General features: G+C 71.0%; 14 protein-coding genes. 9 read left to right on the top strand and 5 right to left on the bottom strand.

Translation table 11 applies throughout. The features are described from left to right. The first annotated feature begins 221 nt into the window (after positions 1 to 221). On the top strand, positions 222 to 389 hold the full coding sequence (locus tag OG332_RS12230) for a hypothetical protein (RefSeq protein WP_327413484.1): 168 nt from the start codon (positions 222 to 224) through the stop codon (positions 387 to 389). A gap of 87 nt (positions 390 to 476) precedes the next feature. Here the strand turns inward: OG332_RS12230 and dnaE are convergent, their stop codons facing one another. Next, positions 477 to 4,022 (bottom strand): DNA polymerase III subunit alpha, encoded by a 3,546-nt coding sequence (dnaE, locus tag OG332_RS12235; protein ID WP_327413485.1) that lies wholly within the window; start codon positions 4,020 to 4,022, stop codon positions 477 to 479. 167 nt (positions 4,023 to 4,189) lie between these two features. Here dnaE and OG332_RS12240 point away from each other — a divergent pair, with 167 nt between their 5' ends. The 5 genes from OG332_RS12240 to OG332_RS12260 all read left to right on the top strand — a co-directional run bounded on the left by OG332_RS12240 (position 4,190) and on the right by OG332_RS12260 (position 10,134). After that, positions 4,190 to 5,524 (top strand): DUF2252 domain-containing protein, encoded by a 1,335-nt coding sequence (locus OG332_RS12240; RefSeq protein ID WP_327413486.1) that lies wholly within the window; start codon positions 4,190 to 4,192, stop codon positions 5,522 to 5,524. A gap of 62 nt (positions 5,525 to 5,586) precedes the next feature. Further along, positions 5,587 to 6,276 carry a hypothetical protein gene (locus OG332_RS12245; RefSeq protein WP_327413487.1) on the top strand — a complete coding sequence of 230 codons (690 nt, stop codon included), beginning with the start codon at positions 5,587 to 5,589 and terminating at the stop codon, positions 6,274 to 6,276. Between the two features lie 76 nt (positions 6,277 to 6,352). Then, on the top strand, positions 6,353 to 7,147 hold the full coding sequence (locus OG332_RS12250) for a DsbA family protein (RefSeq protein ID WP_327413488.1): 795 nt from the start codon (positions 6,353 to 6,355) through the stop codon (positions 7,145 to 7,147). Positions 7,148 to 7,275: 128 nt separating this feature from the next. Next, positions 7,276 to 8,937, top strand: coding sequence for an alkaline phosphatase D family protein (locus OG332_RS12255; RefSeq protein WP_442816143.1), 1,662 nt, complete (start codon positions 7,276 to 7,278; stop codon positions 8,935 to 8,937). A 243-nt stretch (positions 8,938 to 9,180) separates the two neighbouring features. Then, positions 9,181 to 10,134 (top strand): zinc metalloprotease, encoded by a 954-nt coding sequence (locus OG332_RS12260; protein WP_327419195.1) that lies wholly within the window; start codon positions 9,181 to 9,183, stop codon positions 10,132 to 10,134. 94 nt (positions 10,135 to 10,228) lie between these two features. Here the strand turns inward: OG332_RS12260 and OG332_RS12265 are convergent, their stop codons facing one another. Further along, positions 10,229 to 10,798 (bottom strand): dienelactone hydrolase family protein, encoded by a 570-nt coding sequence (locus OG332_RS12265; protein WP_327413489.1) that lies wholly within the window; start codon positions 10,796 to 10,798, stop codon positions 10,229 to 10,231. 70 nt (positions 10,799 to 10,868) lie between these two features. On the opposite strand from OG332_RS12265, the gene OG332_RS12270 reads away from it, so the two are divergent. Next, a complete protein-coding gene (locus OG332_RS12270; RefSeq protein WP_327419196.1) occupies positions 10,869 to 11,912 on the top strand; it encodes a mechanosensitive ion channel family protein in 1,044 nt (347 codons plus the stop codon). A gap of 256 nt (positions 11,913 to 12,168) precedes the next feature. Here the strand turns inward: OG332_RS12270 and OG332_RS12275 are convergent, their stop codons facing one another. Both OG332_RS12275 and OG332_RS12280 read right to left on the bottom strand, forming a co-directional pair. Beyond that, the gene (locus OG332_RS12275) at positions 12,169 to 13,560 is read right to left on the bottom strand and encodes a sensor histidine kinase (protein ID WP_327413490.1); all 1,392 of its coding nucleotides are present in this window, start codon (positions 13,558 to 13,560) and stop codon (positions 12,169 to 12,171) included. Continuing rightward, positions 13,557 to 14,252, bottom strand: a complete 696-nt coding sequence (locus OG332_RS12280; protein WP_327413491.1) for a response regulator transcription factor — start codon at positions 14,250 to 14,252, stop codon at positions 13,557 to 13,559. The genes OG332_RS12275 and OG332_RS12280 overlap by 4 nt, the downstream gene beginning before the upstream one ends. Positions 14,253 to 14,325: 73 nt before the next feature. Here OG332_RS12280 and OG332_RS12285 point away from each other — a divergent pair, with 73 nt between their 5' ends. Together OG332_RS12285 and OG332_RS12290 are read left to right on the top strand one after the other, a co-directional pair. Then, the gene (locus OG332_RS12285; protein WP_327413492.1) at positions 14,326 to 15,516 is read left to right on the top strand and encodes a UDP-N-acetylglucosamine--N-acetylmuramyl-(pentapeptide) pyrophosphoryl-undecaprenol N-acetylglucosamine transferase; all 1,191 of its coding nucleotides are present in this window, start codon (positions 14,326 to 14,328) and stop codon (positions 15,514 to 15,516) included. Next, positions 15,513 to 16,511, top strand: coding sequence for an SDR family NAD(P)-dependent oxidoreductase (locus OG332_RS12290; RefSeq protein WP_327413493.1), 999 nt, complete (start codon positions 15,513 to 15,515; stop codon positions 16,509 to 16,511). Before OG332_RS12285 ends, OG332_RS12290 begins: the two co-directional genes overlap by 4 nt. Here OG332_RS12290 and OG332_RS12295 read toward each other — a convergent pair. Next, complete coding sequence (locus OG332_RS12295) at positions 16,508 to 17,086, bottom strand: TetR/AcrR family transcriptional regulator (protein WP_327413494.1); 579 nt, start codon at positions 17,084 to 17,086, stop codon at positions 16,508 to 16,510. The two genes, OG332_RS12290 and OG332_RS12295, sit on opposite strands and share 4 nt — an antisense overlap. Positions 17,087 to 17,109: the final 23 nt, after the last annotated feature.

Here is a 17,109-nt window from a genome sequence, read left to right on the forward strand (position 1 = left end):
CCTCTTCCCTGGGGGTCCTCTGTGTTTTCGGCGGGTGCCCCGAGTCTGCCCGACCTCAAGGGTGTTGAAGGCCGGAACTCGATCATCGGCGTGGCGGATCTCACGGGGCGGCCGGGAAGGGCCGTTCGGCTACGCGCAGTAATGATCCAAAATGCGCTGTTTCGGGCGCTGTGTGAGTGTGAAGGCGGTCCTGGCCCCTAGACCCTCACGGAGGTTCCACCATGGCCAAGAACAAGAATCAGAAGCAGCCGTCGAAGCAGCAGCAGGCCCGCTCTTCGCAGGACCCGTCGAAGAGCTCGATGGACAGCCCGTCCGAGTCGGTGAATCCGTCGCCGAGTCCGATGGATCTGGCCCACAAGAGCAAGCAGAAGAAGTTCGGCCACAACTGACGACGCGCGACGTGATGTAACGGAAGGGCCCGCCCGGGAACGCCGGGCGGGCCCTTCCGTACGTACGGCGCCGGTTGGCGAGCGTCGCTATCCGGCCAGGCAGGACGGCCCGAGCAGCACCTTGAGGTCGCCGAAGAGGGCCGGGTCGGGCTGTACGCGGTGCTTGTCGAGGCGCAGCACGGTGGTGGTCCGCGGCCCCTGGAGCTTGATGCGCACCTCGGTGTTGCCCTTGTGGTGGCGCAGGATCTCCCCCAGACGGGTCACCATCGGCGGTGTGACCTTGACGGTGGGGATGGTGAGGACCACCGGGGCGTTCGTGCCGGCCGAGGTGAGGTCGGGGACCATCATCTCCATGGCGACCAGGCGGGGGACGTCCTCGCGCTTGTCGAGGCGGCCCTTGACGAAGACGACCGTGTCCTCGACCAGCTGGGTGGAGACGAGCTGGTAGGTCGCGGGGAAGAACATGCATTCGATGGAGCCGGCCAGGTCCTCGACGGTGGCGATGGCCCAGGCGTTGCCCTGTTTGGTCATCTTGCGCTGGAGGCCGGAGATGATGCCGCCGATGGTGACGACCGCGCCGTCGGAGTGCTCGCCGCCGGTCAGCTGGGAGATTCCGGCGTCCGTCTTGTCGGAGAGCACGTGCTCCAGGCCGAAGAGCGGGTGGTCGGAGACGTAGAGGCCCAGCATCTCGCGCTCCTGCGCGAGCAGGTAGGACTTCTCCCACTCGACGTCGGAGAACTCCACGTCGAGGCCGAAGCCGGGCTCGTCGCTCGCGCCCTCGTCACCCATTCCGCCGAAGAGGTCGAACTGTCCCTCGGCCTCCTTGCGCTTGACGGCGACCACGTTGTCGATCATGGGCTCGTGGTGGGCGACGAGGCCCTTGCGGGTGTGGCCCATCTCGTCGAAGGCGCCCGCCTTGATCAGCGACTCGACGGTCCGCTTGTTGCAGACGACGGCCTCGACCTTGTCCAGGAAGTCGGGGAAGGTGGAGTACTTCCCCTTGGCCTTCCTGGTCTTGATGATCGACTCGACGACGTTGCTGCCGACGTTGCGCACGGCGGTGAGGCCGAAGAGGATCACGTCGTCGCCCTGGGCGGCGAAGTTCGCCTCCGACTCGTTCACGTTCGGCGGGAGCACCTTGATGCCCATGCGTCGGCACTCGTTCAGGTAGACCGCGGACTTGTCCTTGTCGTCCTTGACCGAGGTCAGCAGCCCCGCCATGTACTCGGCCGGGAAGTTCGCCTTGAGGTAGGCGGTCCAGTACGTGACCAGGCCGTACGCGGAGGAGTGCGCCTTGTTGAAGGCGTAGCCGGCGAACGGCACCAGCACGTCCCACAGCGCCTGGATGGCCTTGTCGCTGAAGCCGTTCTTCTTCGCGCCCTCCTGGAAGATGGTGAAGTTCTTCGCCAGCTCCTCGGGCTTCTTCTTGCCCATCACGCGGCGCAGGATGTCGGCCTCGCCGAGGGAGTACCCGGCGATGATCTGGGCGGCCTTCTGCACCTGCTCCTGGTACACGATGAGGCCGTAGGTGATGTCGAGGACCTCCCTGAGGGGCTCCTCCAGCTCCGGGTGGATCGGAGTGATCTCCTGCTGCTTGTTCTTGCGCAGGGCGTAGTTCGTGTGCGAGTTCATGCCCATCGGGCCCGGCCGGTACAGGGCCGAGACGGCGGAGATGTCCTCGAAGTTGTCGGGCTTCATCAGGCGCAGCAGCGAACGCATGGGGCCGCCGTCGAACTGGAAGACGCCGAGCGTGTCACCGCGGCAGAGCAGCTCGTACGTCTTGGGGTCGTCCAGCGGGAGGGCCAGGAGGTCGAGTTCGATCCCCTTGTTGGCCTTCACCATCTTGACGGCGTCGTCCATGATCGTGAGGTTGCGCAGGCCCAGGAAGTCCATCTTGATCAGGCCGAGCGACTCGCACTGGGGGTAGTCCCACTGCGTGATGGTCACACCGTCCGTGTGCCGCACCCAGACCGGGGCGTGGTCGACGATGGGCTCGCTGGACATGATCACGCCTGCCGCGTGCACGCCCATCTGCCGGACCAGGCCCTCCACACCCCTGGCGGTGTCGATGACCTTCTTCACGTCCGGCTCGTTCTCGTACATCGCCCGGATCTCGCCCGCCTCGCTGTAGCGCGGGTGCGAGGGGTCGGTGATGCCGTTGAGGTCGATGCCCTTGCCGAGGACGTCGGCGGGCATCGCCTTGGTGAGGCGGTCGCCCATGGCGTACGGGTAGCCGAGGACGCGCGCGGAGTCCTTGATGGCGTTCTTCGCCTTGATCTTGCCGTACGTACCGATCATGGCGACCTTGTCCTCGCCGTACTTCTCGGTCACGTACCGGATCACCTCGACGCGCCGACGCTCGTCGAAGTCGATGTCGACATCGGGCATGGAGACGCGCTCGGGGTTCAGGAACCGCTCGAAGATCAGCCCGTGCTCGATCGGGTCGAGGTCCGTGATGCCCATGGCGTACGCGACGATCGAGCCGGCGGCGGAGCCGCGGCCGGGGCCCACCGCGATGCCGTTCTTCTTGGCCCACATGATGAAGTCGGCGACGACGAGGAAGTACCCCGGGAACCCCATCTGGATGATGACGTCCAGCTCGTACTCGGCCTGCTTCTGGCGGTCCTCGGGGACACCTCCGGGGTAGCGGCGGTTCATGCCGCGCCGCACTTCCTCCTTGAACCAGGTGGTGTCGGTGTAGCCCTCCTCCGGAATGTCGAACTTCGGCATGAGGTTCTTGGCCTCGAACATGCCGGTGGTGTCGATCTGCTCCGCGACGAGGAGCGTGTTGGCGCAGCCTTCCTGCCAGGCGTCCGAGGAGTCGATGGCGTACATCTCGTCCGTGGACTTCAGGTAGTAGCCGGTGCCGTCGAAGCGGAAGCGGTCCGGGTCCGAGAGGTTCTTGCCGGTCTGGATGCAGAGCAGGGCGTCGTGGGCGCCGGCCTCGTGCGCGTAGGTGTAGTGCGAGTCGTTCGTCACCAGCGGCGGGATGCCGAGCTTCTTGCCGATCTCCAGCAGCCCGTCGCGGACCCGGCGCTCGATCTCGATGCCGTGGTCCATCAGCTCCAGGAAGTAGCGGCCCTTGCCGAAGATGTCCTGGTACTCGGAGGCGGCCTTGAGGGCCTCGTCGAACTGGCCGAGGCGCAGCCGGGTCTGGACCTCGCCGGAGGGGCAGCCCGTGGAGGCGATCAGCCCCTCGGACCACTGGCTGATGGTCTCCTTGTCCATGCGCGGCCACTTGGTGAGCCAGCCCTCGGCGTACGCGTCGGAGGACAGCCGGAAGAGGTTGTGCAGGCCGGTGGCGTTCGCCGCCCAGATCGTCTTGTGGGTGTAACCGCCGGAACCGGAGACGTCGTCGCGCTTCTGGTGGGGCTGGCCCCACTGGATGCGGCGCTTGTTGCGCCGGGACTCGGGGGCGACGTACGCCTCGATGCCGATGATCGGGGTGACCCCGGCCTTCTTCGCGGAGTGGAAGAAGTCGTAGGCCCCGTGCAGGTTGCCGTGGTCGGACATGGCGATGTGCGTCATGCCCATCTCGTTGCACGCGTTGAACATGTCCTTCAGCCGCGCGGCACCGTCCAGCAGCGAATACTGGGTGTGGACGTGCAGGTGCGTGAACGGCGTCTTGGTCACGGTGGGGGCCTCCGAGGGGAGAGAGGGGCGGCAGCTCTGAATCCTACGTCGACCGGGTGACATTTCCCGGGCACCGACGGGTACGGTCGTGCGTTGCAGAACCAAGGGCACCTGTCCGAAATGCGATCCGTAAGCGATCCACCCCGCACCACCAGGAGGCATCCGCCATGGCGGTTCCCGAGACGACCGACGAGCAGCGCGCCGAGCAGATCCTCGACGTGTTCGACACCGCTTTCGGTGAGCTGCTCGCCGCCGACCCCGCTGCCTTCCGGGTCAAATTCCGCAAGATGGCGGCCTCGGCCTTCGCCTTCTACCGGGGCACGGCCTGCCTCTTCTACTCCGACCTGGAGCGGGACCGGCACGGCGGCCCGTACCTGGACGAGCGGACGGGCCGGGTGTGGATCCACGGCGATCTGCACGCCGAGAACTTCGGCACGTACATGGACTCCAACGGCCGGCTGATCTTCAACGTCAACGACTTCGACGAGGCCTACGTCGGCCCCTTCACCTGGGACCTGAAGCGCTTCGCGGCCTCCGTCGCCCTGATCGGCTACACCAAGGCGCTCAGCGACGGCCAGATAAGCGAGCTGGTGCGGATCTACGCCGGCGCCTACCGGGAGCGGATCCACCGTCTCGTGGTCCGGGGCGAGGCCCCTGACAAGGACGAGGTGCCCTCCTTCACCCTGGACAGCGCCGAGGGCCCGCTGCTGGACGCGCTGCGCTCGGCCCGCTCCCGCACCCGCTTCTCCCTGCTGGACTCGATGACGGAGATAAGGGACTACGAGCGCCGCTTCACGTCCGGCGGGGGCTCCATCGAGCTGGACGCCGCCACCCGATACAAGGTGCTGGCCGCCTTCGACGGGTACCTGGAGACCCTCCCCGACGAGTCCCTCGTGCGGCCCGACTCCTACCGGGTCAAGGACGTGGTGGGACGCCGGGGCGTCGGGATCGGCTCGGCCGGTCTGCCCTCCTACAACATCCTGCTGGAGGGGCACAGCGACGCCCTGGAGAACGACGTCGTGATCTACCTCAAGCAGGCGCAGACCCCCGCGGTGTCCCGGCACATCACGGACCGGGCGGTGCGGGAGTACTTCCGGCACGAGGGCCACCGCACGGTGATCTCGCAGCGCGCCCTGCAGGCCCACGCCGACCCGTGGCTGGGCTGGACCGAGCTGGACGGGGCCGGGCAGCTGGTGGCCGAGGTCTCCCCGTACGCGGTGGACCTGGACTGGTCGGACCTGGACGACCCGGAGGAGATCGCGGCCGTGGTCGCCGATCTCGGCCGGGCCACGGCGACCATGCACGCGTCGGCCGACGAGGCCGAGAGCGGGCACTCCCTGGTCCCGTTCTCCACCGAGCGGGCCATCGACGCGGCGATCGCGGCCGACGAGGAGGGCTTCGCGGAGCTGCTCGTGGACTTCGCCCACGCGTACGGCGCCCGGGCCCGCGCCGACCACCAGATCTTCGTGGATCTCTTCCGCAACGGGCGTCTGACCTCGTAGTTCGTGCCCGTGGCCGGGGCCGGGACGCGGCTTTCACAGGTACGCATGGCAGACTCGCGACGATGGACATTTCAGGAGTGGGGCTTCGAGGGCTGCGTGCCGCGCTGTTCAGCGCGCTCGTCGTGCTGCTCTCGGCCGGCTCGCACGTCCTCATGTCCCGCGTTCCGCTGCCGCCCGCGCTGGTGGGCGGGGCCTTCGCCGCCGTGTTCGCGATCGCGTACGCGCTCGCGGGCCGGGAACGGGGCTTCGGCCCCATCGCCGGGCTGCTCGTTCCGCTGGAGCTGGCCGCCGACACCGTCTTCACCGCCGGGCAGCACCTCTGCTACGGCCCGGCCGGCGGCCCCGTCTCGGGTCCGCTGCGCGCGATGGGCCTGGACGAGCTGTGCGGGGGCACGCCCGTGGGCGGACCTCTGACCGAGGTGACCGGGCCCGTCGCCGATCAGGCCGCGCTGCTGGCCGCGCCCGGGCCGTGGACGCCCTGGCTGCTGCTCGGCGCCCACGTCTCGGTCGGACTGCTCGCCGCCGGGTGGCTGCGCCACGGCGAGCGGGCCCTGGAGCAGCTGCTGCGCGCGGTGGCCGCCTTCGCGTTCCGGCCGCTGCTGCTGGCGGTGGCCTCGGTGGCGGCCGTCTCCGGTCCGGCGCGGCGGCTGCTGCGGCCGGTCCTCGCGGGCACGGGGGCCCGTACGCGATTCCCCGCACACTCCGTGGGCCGACGGGGACCTCCCGTGCTCGGCGCGCTCGCGCGCGCCTGACACACGTACGGGGGGCACCTCCCAGCGGTAGCTGGGGGACAGTCCCTTTGACACGGCACACCCCACGGAGATCACGATGAGTTCACGCAACAGCCACGCGAACAAGGCAGCGGCCCGCGAGCGGCTGCGCGCCGAGCGCGAGGCCCAGGCCAAGAAGGACAAGATCCGCCGCCAGGTGATCGTGGCGGGCGCGCTCGTCGCCGGGCTCGGCCTGGTCGGCGTCGTCGGCTACGCGATCGTGCAGTCCAACCAGCCCGGCTACTGGGACAAGGCCGCCAAGGCCGAGCTGGTCAAGCCGAAGAACACCGAGGGCGAGGACGGCACCACGGTCGTCATCGGCAAGTCCGACGCCAAGAAGACGCTGGAGCTGTACGAGGACTCGCGCTGCCCGGCCTGCGCCGGCTTCGAGCAGGCGGCCGGCGAGCAGATCAAGAAGGACGTGGAGGCGGGCAAGTACAAGCTCCGGTACTTCGGCGCCACCTTCATCGACAACGCCGTCAAGGGCGAGGGCTCGAAGAACGCGCTGAGCGCGCTGGGCGCGGCGCTGAACGTCAGCCCGCAGGCCTTCCTCGACTACAAGGGGGCGCTGTACTCCAAGGAGCAGCACCCCGAGGAGACCGTCGACAGCTTCGCCAAGGACGAGTACCTGCTGAAGGTCGCGGACACGGTCCCGGCCCTCAAGGGCAACGCCGAGTTCAAGAAGGCCGTCGAGGACGGCACCTACGACCGGTGGGCGATGGACATGTCGAAGGCCTTCAACAAGTCCGGCGTGACGGGTACCCCCACGCTGAAGATGGACGGCAAGAAGATCGACACCCCGGGGACGGCGGAGCAGTTCACGGCGGCGATCGACAAGGCCCTGCAGGGCTGATCTCCTGACATTCCGGGACACCTTCCGGAAGGGCCGCACCATCGGGCGGGCGAACTCCCAGAGTTCGCCCGCCCGTTGCATTCCGACATCTGTTCCATCAGGTGTACCCGTCGGTAATGTGACCCGTCGTGACCAGTCATCTCATCCCTTCTCAGACCCCGGCGACTCCCCGTCGCCGTACGGTCGTTCTCGCCGCCGCGGCCACGGCCGCGCTGGCCCCGCTGACCTCGCTCGGCGCCTCGGCGGCCCACGCGGCGCAGGCCGCGCCCTCCTTCCTGCACGGCGTCGCCTCGGGCGACCCGCTGCCCGACGGGGTCCTGCTGTGGACCCGCGTCACCCCGACCCCCGAGGCCGTACCCGGCTCCGGCCTCGGCCCGGCCACCCAGGTGAGCTGGGAGGTGGCCTCGGACCAGGCCTTCTCCCGCATCGTCGGTTCCGGCACCGTCACGGCGAGCGCCGCCACGGACCACACGGTCAAGGTGGACGTGCGCGGGCTGCAGCCGCAGACGCCCTACTGGTACCGGTTCACCTCCGGCGCCACCGTTTCCCCCGTCGGCCGCACGCTGACCACCCCGGGCCACGACGTGACGACCTCGGGGGTCCGTTTCGGTGTGGTCTCCTGCGCCAACTGGGAGGCCGGCTACTTCTCCGCGTACCGCCACCTGGCCGCGCGCACCGATCTGCACGCGATCCTGCACCTGGGCGACTACATCTACGAGTACCAGACCGGGGGCTACCCGGAGGAGAAGTACGTCGTGCGCCGGCACGAACCGCAGCACGAGATCGTCTCGCTGGCCGATTACCGCACGCGGCACGGCAAGTACAAGACGGACGGCGACCTGCAGGCGCTGCACCACGCGCACCCGGTCATCGCCATATGGGACGACCACGAGTTCGCGAACGACACGTGGGCGGGCGGCGCCGAGAACCACACGCCGGACGCCGAGGGCGAGTGGGCGGCCCGCGCGGCCGCCGCCAAGCAGGCGTACTTCGAGTGGATGCCCGTACGCACCTCCGTCGCGGGCACCGTCTACCGGCGGCTGCGCTTCGGCACCCTCGCCGATCTGCACCTGCTGGACCTGCGCTCCTTCCGTTCACAGCAGGCCAAGGTGGGCAGCGGCGCGGTGGACGACCCGGAGCGCACGATCACCGGGCGCGCCCAGCTGGACTGGCTCAAGTCGGGCCTCGCGGGCTCGAACGCGACCTGGAAGCTGGTCGGCACCTCGGTGATGATCTCGCCGGTGGCCTTCGGCTCGCTGCCCGCGCACCTGCTGCAGCCGCTGGCCAAGCTCCTCGGCCTGCCCGAGGGCGGCATAGCGGTCAACGTGGACCAGTGGGACGGGTACACCGACGACCGCAAGGAGCTGCTGGGCCACCTCAAGGACCGGAACGTCAAGAACACCGTGTTCCTGACCGGCGACATCCACATGGCGTGGGCCAACGAGGTCCCGGTGAACATGGCCACCTACCCGGGCTCGGGGACCGCCGCGACCGAGTTCGTCGTCACCTCGGTGACCTCCGACAACATCGACGACATCCTGCACGTGCCCGCGGACACCGCCTCGCTGGTCGCCGAGACGGCCGTCAAGGCCGCCAACTGGCACGTGAAGTGGCTCGACATGGACGCGCACGGATACGGGGTGCTGGACGTGACCGCGGAACGCTCGCAGATGGACTACTACGTGGTGTCCGACAAGCGCCGGCAGGACGCCACGGCCGCGTGGACCCGCTCCTACCGGACCCTGAACGGGACGCAGAAGGTGGAGCGGTCGTACCAACCCGTCCGCTGATTCACCTGATTGACCGTCAATTCTCCTGACACATGGGGCGCCTGGTACATACCAGGCGCCCCATGTGCGTTTCTCGCAACAAATCTTTTACGCAAGACACTTGACCTGAATATGTCATGCACACATAAGCTTCCCGCCAGCTGAAGAAGATCCTTCAGGCCATCACCCCCCACCACCCCCCACCCGCGAGGAGCACACGTGCGCGCAATTGCCCGCATATCCCCCCTTCTTCGCCGCCGCCTGATGGGCACGGCGGTTCTGGCCGGAACCCTGGCCTTCACTCCGCTCGCGGCCCCCACCACGCTCGCGGCAGCCAAGACCCCCGCCGAACTGTGCGCCGAGCAGCCCGCCGCCGCCGGCGCGGCCAACGCCCGCGTGACCCGCGCCCACGACGAGCACGCGGACGAGCCCAACGAGGTCACCGACGCCCAGGCGAAGGCCATGGACGCCGACCTCAAGGCAAAGCTGGACAAGGCCCTCAAGAACCAGCCGCAGCGCAGCCTGGCGGCCGCCGAGGCCGTCGTGAACATCCCCGTGTACTTCCACGTCGTGCACTCCGGCACCACGGGCAAGCTGTCGGCCACGGACATCAACAACCAGCTGTCGGTCCTCAACGCGGCTTACAGCGGCCAGGGCACCGGCAACGTCAACACGAACTTCCAGTTCACCCTTGCGGCCACCGACTACACGGACAACGCCTCTTGGTACAACCTGGCCTCCGGCTCCCAGGCCGAGAAGGACATGAAGAACACCCTGCGCAAGGGTGGCCCGGGCGCGCTCAACTTCTACACCGCCAAGCTCTCCGGCGGCCTGCTGGGCTGGGCGACGTTCCCGACCTCGTACAACTCCGCCCCCAAGATGGACGGCGTGGTCGTGCTGGACAGCTCGCTGCCCGGCGGCTCCGCGGCCAACTACAACGAGGGTGACACCGCGACCCACGAGGTCGGCCACTGGATGGGGCTCTACCACACCTTCCAGGGCGGCTGTAACGGCAACGGCGACTACGTCTCCGACACCCCGGCCGAGAAGAGCGCCGCGTACGAGTGCCCGACCGGGCGCGACAGCTGCGCGAGCAAGCCCGGCGCCGACCCGATCCGCAACTTCATGGACTACACGTACGACTCCTGCATGTACCAGTTCACCGCCGGCCAGGTGGCCCGCATGAGCAGCAGCTGGACCGCGTACCGCGCCGGCTGACCTCGGCGACGAGGCTGAAGACAAGGGCACGGTCGGCATCTGCCGGCCGTGCCCTTGCCCTTGCCCTGTCCGTACCGCCTACAGGCCGTACCGCCTACAGGCTGTCGAGGAAGCCGATCGCGACCTTCCACAACTGCTCGGCGGCCTCCGCGTCGTAGTCGTCCAGGTCCGGGTCGGTGAACAGGTGCCCGGCACCCGGGTAGCTGTGGACCTCCACGTCCGCCCCGGCCCGCTGCATCCGCAGGTACCAGGCGGTCAGCCAGTCGTGCGGCTCGAAGGGATCCGGGTCCGCGATGTGCAGCTGCACCGGCAGCTCGTCCACCGAGGCGCCCTCCTCCAGGTCCGCCGTCCCGTGCAGGAGCAGCAGCCCGCGCGCCTTCTCGTCGGCCATCGCCAGGTGCTGGGCGACGGAGCCGCCGAAGGAGAAGCCCGCGTAGACCAGGCCCTGGTCGGAGTGGGGGGCGGCGGCCAGCACCGCGCGCTTCAGCAGTTCGTCACGGCCGATCTCGTCCTGGTGGGCCATGCCCTCCTCGACGGTCTCGAAGGTGCGTCCCTCGAAGAGATCCGGCACCTGGACCTGGTGCCCGGCCGCGCGCAGCCGGTCGGCCGCCGCGTGCACCGCGGGCCGCAGCCCGTACGTCGAATGGAAAAGCATGATGTTCATGCCTCCATCGTGCCAGCCGCCGAACGGAAGGTGCCCGCGGACCGCTTCCCGCTACGTTCGTCCCATGGAGATGGAGAACTTCCTTCGCCCCGTCCTCGTCATCGGCGGCGCCCTGGTCGCCACCCTGATCGCGGGCTGGCTGCTGGACCTGCTGCTGCGCCGGGCCGACGCCCGGCACACCGAGACCCCGTTGTGGGGCCTGCTGCGCCGCTGCCGGCTGCCCTTCCAGGTGGTGCTCTGCGCCTCGCTGCTCAGAGGCTCCTACCGCTGGGCGGGGGTCCTGCCCGACCACCCCTTCGGCGTCGGCCGCTTCCTCACCCTGGTGCTGATCGCCTCCGTGGCCTGGCTGGCGGTGCGCATCGCGACCGCCGCCGTCGACTCGGCGTACGCGCGCTACGCCGCGGCGACCGAGGACGATGCCCGGGTCCGCCGGGTCCGCACCCAGGTCACGCTGATCCAGCGGGTGGTCACGGCGGTGGTGGTCGTGGTCGCCGTGGCGGCGATGCTGCTGACCTTCCCCCCGATGCGTACGTTCGGCGCCTCGATGCTGGCCTCGGCGGGCGTCCTCGGCATCGTGGTGGGCATCGCCGCCCAGGCCTCGCTCGGCAACCTCTTCGCCGGCCTGCAGATCGCCTTCGGCGACACCGTCCGCATCGGCGACACGGTGGTGGTCGACAAGGAATGGGGCCGGGTCGAGGAGATCACCCTGACCTTCCTGACCGTCCGCACCTGGGACGAGCGCCGCATCACGATGCCGGTCTCGTACTTCACGAGCAAGCCCTACGAGAACTGGTCGCGCGGCGGCGCGCAGATGACCGGCACGGTCTTCTGGCACCTGGACCACAGGGCACCGCTCGCCCTGATGCGGGAGCAGCTCCAGGAAATCCTGAAGGAACTCCCGGAGTGGGACGGCCGCGGCGGCGGCCTGGCCGTGACGGACACCACACCGCACACCGTCCAGGTCCGCGCGGTGGTCACGGCGAAGGACGCGGACGACCTGTGGACCCTCCGCTGCGCGGTCCGCGAACGCCTGATCGACTGGCTCGTCACCCACCACCCCTACGCCCTCCCCCGCGTCACCACCGCCGAAGCCGCCCCGAGGCCGGAGGCCTGACGCCCGGCTCGGGCGGGGCGCGGGGTGTCGCTGCGCTGAGCTGTCCCCGCCCCGCCCTTCCTCCTCCCCCAGACTTCGCCCGGGAGGGGCCCCCACCCGGGCTCTGCCCGGACCCGGTCCTCAAACGCCGGACAGGCTGGAACTTCCAGCCCCGCCGACGCGGAGTCCGGGGCGGAGCCCCGATCCTTCAGCCCCGCCGGCGTTCGAGGCGCGGGGGCCGGGGGCGGAGCCCCGGGAAGCGGCGCTCGGCCATGGCTCAGAACGTCAGCCGGAACAGGGCGCCGCCGCCCGGGGCGGGTTCGGCCACCAGCTCGGCCCCGTGCGCCCGCGCGATCTGCCGTGCCATGGCAAGGCCCAGCCCCGACCCCGGCAGGGCCCGCGCGGCCCCCGCCCGGTAGAACCGGTCGAAGACGTACGGCAGGTCCTGCTCCGCGATCCCGGGCCCGTGGTCCCGTACGGTCACCTCCGGCCCCGTGCCGACGACGGCCAGCTCCACCTCCACCGGCAGCCCGGCAGGGCTGAACTTCGCCGCGTTGTCCAGCAGGTTCGACAGCAGCCGGCTGAGCCGCGCCGGCACCCCCGGCACGACCACCGCCCCCCGCGCCACCCGCACCCGGAACTCCACCGCCGGCCAGTGCGCCCGCGCCGCGTCCACCCCGTGCCGCACCAGCGCGTCCAGCCGTACCTGCTCCACCAGCGGCGTCGGTTCCTCGTCCCGCGCCAGCTCGATCAGGTCGTTCACCAGTCCCGTCACCTCCCGCAGCTGCCGCCCCAGCGCGGCCGACGCCCGCTCGCGCTGCGCGACGGTCAGCCGGTCGGCCTTCGCCAGCAGCTCCGCGTTGGTCCGCAGCGCCGTCAGCGGGGTCCGCAGCTCGTGCGAGGCGTCCGCGACCAGCCGGCGCTGGGCGGTGACGGACTGCTCCAGCTCGCCGAGCATGGTGTTGAAGCTCCCGGCCAGCCGGGTGATCTCGTCCTCCCGCCCGGAGGGCCCCGGCGGCGGGAGTTCGATCCGGTGCCGCGGGTCCCTGGTCGCCGCGATCCGCTCGGCCGTCGCCGTGAGCCGGGTCACGGGTGCGAGGCCGGTCCGGGAAACCCAGTAGCCCAGTACGGCGGCGAGCAGCACCCCGGCCGCCGCCGTCAGGACGAGCCACCGGGCGGCCTCCGCGATGCCGGACTCCACCGTGTCGGCGCGCAGGGCCACCTGGAGGGCCCGCCCCTCGGCGTAGTCGGTGGTGAGCATCCGTGCGGGGTGTCCGGCCACCGTGATGTTCGTGTAGTAGGGGGCCCGCGCCGCGTCGGCGACCTCCCGCGCGGCCGGGTCCACGGGGAGCAGTCCCGGCGCACGGGGGTCCTTGGCCGGGTCGGCCGCCACCACCTCGGCGCACGCGGGGGCGGCCAGGAAGCGGCACTCCCCGGCCAGCGTGCCCGGCGCCTCGCCCGGGTTGCGCTGCGCGGCGAGCCGGGCGGACTGGGTCAGGCTGAGGTCGAGCTGCCGGTAGAGCGCGGACCGTACGACGAGGAAGGCGGCGGCGCACACCACCACGGCCACGAAGGCCACGGCGGCGGTGACGGCCAGTGCCAGCCGGGTCCGCAGCGGCCGTCGCCGTCTCCAGGCGGCGCCGAGCCCCCGGCGCCCCGATCCGCTCACGCCGCGTCCAGCCGGTAGCCGACCCCGTGCACGGTGTGGACCAGCCGGGGCTCGCCCCCGGCCTCCAGCTTCCGCCGCAGGTAGCCGACGTAGACGGCGAGGGAGTTGGAGTCCGGCCCGAAGTCCCGCCCCCACACCAGCTCCAGGATCACCTCGCGCGGCAGCACCTGGCCGGGGTGGCGCAGGAGCAGCTCCAGCAGCGCGGCCTCGGTCCGGCTGAACTCCAGCGGCCGCCCGCCCCGCCGCCCGGTCCGCGTCCCGGGGTCCAGGACGAGGTCGTCGAAGCCCAGCGGGCCCGCTCCGGCCGGGTCGGGCGCGGCCCGCCGCAGCAGTGCCCGTACCCGTGCGATCAGCTCGTCCAGTGCGAACGGCTTGACGAGGTAGTCGTCGGCCCCGGCCTCCAGCCCGTCGACGCGTTCGCTGACGGAGTCCAGCGCGGTCAGCACGAGGACGGGCGTGCGGTCACCCATCGCCCGCAGCTGCCGGCACACCCCGAGCCCGTCGAGCACCGGCATCATCACGTCGAGCACGACGGCGTCCGGCTCCCAGGCCGCCACCTCGGACAGCGCGGCCAGTCCGTCCGCCGCTCCGCGCACCTCGTACCCCTCGACGGCCAGGCCGTCCTCCACGGCGGCGCGCACCTCGGGCTCGTCGTCGACCACCAGGATCCGATGCCTGTTCAGGGAGCTCATGGGGCAAAGCCTGCCAAAGGCTTGGCCGTGAACCTCTTAGAACGTTCTTAGGGCGCACCGGGAGGGTGCGGCCATGACCACTCGACACACACCTGACACCACCGCGGCCCTGTCCGTCGTGATCGGTGCGGGCGGCACCGGCGGCCACATCTACCCGGGGCTCGCCCTCGCCGAGGCCCTGCGCGCGGCCGTCCCCGGCGCCGTGGTCTCGTTCATCGGGACCGAGCGGGGCCTGGAGACCGAGCTGATCCCGGGCGCCGGCTACCGCCTGCACACCGTCGACATGATCCCCTTCGATCCGGCGCTGGGCGCGAAGCGGTACCTGCTGCCCGCGGCCCTGCTGCGCTCGGCGCACCAGGCCCGTGCCGTGATCCGGGCGCAGGGCGCGCACGCCGTCGTCGGCATGGGCGGCTATCCGAGCGCGCCGGCCGTGCTCGGCGCCCGGCTGGCGGGGCTGCCCGCCGTGATCCACGAGTCGAACGCCGTACCGGGACGCGCCAACCAGTTCGCGGCCCGGCTCACCCCGCACGTCGCGGTGGCCTTCAACCGCAGCCGCGTCCATCTGGCTGGCGGCGACCGGGCGCTGACGACGGGAATGCCGATCTCCGCGGCCCTGGCCGGGCTCGCGGAACTGGCCGGACCGGAGCGCGTCGCGCTGCGCGCCGAGGCCCGGCGGGCCCTGCGGGTCCCCGCGGGCCGGCGGCTGGTGGTCTTCAACGGAGGCAGCCTGGGCGCCGTCCGCCTGACCGGGGCCGCGGTCGCGCTGGCCCGGCTCTGGCAGGGGCGTGACGACGTACAGCTGCTGGTCAAGACGGGGCCGGCGGCGCTGGACGACGCCCTCGCCGACCTCGCGGCCTCCGGAGGGCGCCGGATCGCACGGGCCGTGCCGTACCTGGACCGGATGGACCTGGTGTACGCGGCCGCCGACCTGGTGGTGTGCCGGGCCGGGTCGGCGACGGTGGCGGAGCTGGCGGCGACCGGTGTCCCGGCGGTGCTCGTCCCCTACCCCCACGCCCCCGGCGACCATCAGACCCACAACGCCCGGGTGCTGTCCGACGCGGGCGCCGGGCTGCTGCTGCCCGACGCGGAGACCACCGCCGAACGCCTCGGCGATCTCATCGGCCCGCTGCTGGCCGATCCGGTCCGGCTGGCCTCGATGGCCGGCGCCGCCGACCCCGGCCCGCACGCGCGGGCCGCCGACCTGCTGGCCGCGGAAGTCCTCCGCGTCGCCGGCGTCCGCCTCCCCACCCTGGAGCACGCATGACCCTGAACTGGAACGACCGCACCGTCCTCGTCACCGGCGCCGAGGGGTTCATCGGCTCGACGCTGGTGGACCTGCTCGTGGCCCGCGGCGCCCGGGTGCGCGCCTTCGTGCACTACAAGCCGTACGCGGAGAAGGGCCACCTGGCGCGCTACCTCGCGGACCCGGACGGCCCAGTGGAGATGTGGGCGGGAGACGTCCGCGACGCGGGCCGCGTCAGCGACGCGGTCGCCGGCTGCGACACCGTCTTCCACCTGGCGGCGCTGATCGGGATCCCGTACAGCTACGCCTCGCCGGGCGCGTACGTGCAGACGAACGTCACCGGCACGGAGAACGTGGCGGAGGCGTGCCGCCGCCACGGCGTTCGCCGCCTGGTGCACACCTCCACGAGCGAGGTCTACGGGACGGCCCTGACGGCCCCGATCTCCGAGGGCCACCCGCTCCAGCCGCAGTCCCCGTACTCCGCGTCGAAGATCGGTGCGGACATGATGGCGCTCTCCTTCCACCACGCCTTCGAACTGCCGGTGACGGTGGTGCGCCCCTTCAACACGTACGGCCCGCGCCAGTCGGCCCGCGCCGTGATCCCGACGATCCTGGCCCAGCTCCACGCGGGCTCGCGGGAGATCCGCCTCGGCTCCCTCTCCCCCACCCGCGACTTCACGTACGTGACGGACACGGCTGCGGGCTTCCTCGCGGTGGCGGAGTGCGACCGGGCGCTGGGTGAGGTGGTCAACCTCGGCACGGGCGAGGAGATCTCCATCGGCGACCTGGCCCAGGCGCTGATCACCGCTTCGGGCCGGGCCGCGGAGGTGGTGGTGGACCCCTCCCGCCTGCGTCCCTCGGGCAGCGAGGTCCACCGCCTCCTCTCGGACAACACCCGCGCCCGCGACTGGGCGGGTTGGAAGCCCGAGGTCTCCCTGGCCGAGGGCCTGCGCCGGACCTCGGACTGGATCGCGGCGAACCCGCACCTCTTCGCCCCGGACCGCTACCAGGTCTAGAGCAGGGCCGCCGCGCACTCCTCGGCGAGGTCCTCGGCGTGCGGCGGCAGCGGACCGCCGGCGCGCAGGTGACGGCGGACGACCGAGAGCGGCAGGTCGATCAGGGCGAGGGTGACGCGGTCCCGGCCCTGGGGGTCCGTCGCGCCGAGGGAGTCGGCGAGGGTGCCGAGGGCGGCGTACACGCGCTGGTTGCCGGAGTCGGCCCGCCGGGTGTGCTCCTCGGACCAGCCGGCGCGGCCGAACTCCGCGGGGCCGTACAGCAGGAGCGCGGCCTCCTGCGGGTGGGCACGGCTCCAGGCCACGACGTGCCGGGCGGCCGCGCGGGCCGCCCGGCGGGGGTCGGGGTCGCTGTGGAGCATGGCGAAGTAGCCCTCCTGGAACCGCTCGACGGTCCGCAGCCACACCTCGGCGAGCAGGGCGGTCCGCCCGGCGAACCGGTGGTACATGGAGCCGCTCGGCGCGCCGACCGCCTGGGCCGCGGCGGACATGGTCACGCCGCCCGGTCCGGCCGAGGCCGCCAGCCGGACGGCGGCGTCGAGGATCTGGTCGGTGTCGAAGCGGGGTGGTCTCGCCATGAATCAGAGAGTACCCTCCAGAT

Source organism: Streptomyces sp. NBC_01233 (assembly GCF_035989305.1).
GTDB lineage: Bacteria > Actinomycetota > Actinomycetes > Streptomycetales > Streptomycetaceae > Streptomyces.

Coding starts and splice junctions, on each gene's coding strand:
- OG332_RS12250 (WP_327413488.1), top strand. CDS start 6,353: ATGAGTTCACGCAACAGCCACGCGAACAAGGCAGCGGCCCGCGAGCGG.
- OG332_RS12280 (WP_327413491.1), bottom strand. CDS start 14,252: ATGAGCTCCCTGAACAGGCATCGGATCCTGGTGGTCGACGACGAGCCC.
- OG332_RS12270 (WP_327419196.1), top strand. CDS start 10,869: ATGGAGAACTTCCTTCGCCCCGTCCTCGTCATCGGCGGCGCCCTGGTC.
- OG332_RS12230 (WP_327413484.1), top strand. CDS start 222: ATGGCCAAGAACAAGAATCAGAAGCAGCCGTCGAAGCAGCAGCAGGCC.
- OG332_RS12260 (WP_327419195.1), top strand. CDS start 9,181: ATGGGCACGGCGGTTCTGGCCGGAACCCTGGCCTTCACTCCGCTCGCG.
- OG332_RS12295 (WP_327413494.1), bottom strand. CDS start 17,086: ATGGCGAGACCACCCCGCTTCGACACCGACCAGATCCTCGACGCCGCC.
- OG332_RS12285 (WP_327413492.1), top strand. CDS start 14,326: ATGACCACTCGACACACACCTGACACCACCGCGGCCCTGTCCGTCGTG.
- OG332_RS12290 (WP_327413493.1), top strand. CDS start 15,513: ATGACCCTGAACTGGAACGACCGCACCGTCCTCGTCACCGGCGCCGAG.
- OG332_RS12265 (WP_327413489.1), bottom strand. CDS start 10,798: ATGAACATCATGCTTTTCCATTCGACGTACGGGCTGCGGCCCGCGGTG.
- OG332_RS12240 (WP_327413486.1), top strand. CDS start 4,190: ATGGCGGTTCCCGAGACGACCGACGAGCAGCGCGCCGAGCAGATCCTC.
- OG332_RS12245 (WP_327413487.1), top strand. CDS start 5,587: ATGGACATTTCAGGAGTGGGGCTTCGAGGGCTGCGTGCCGCGCTGTTC.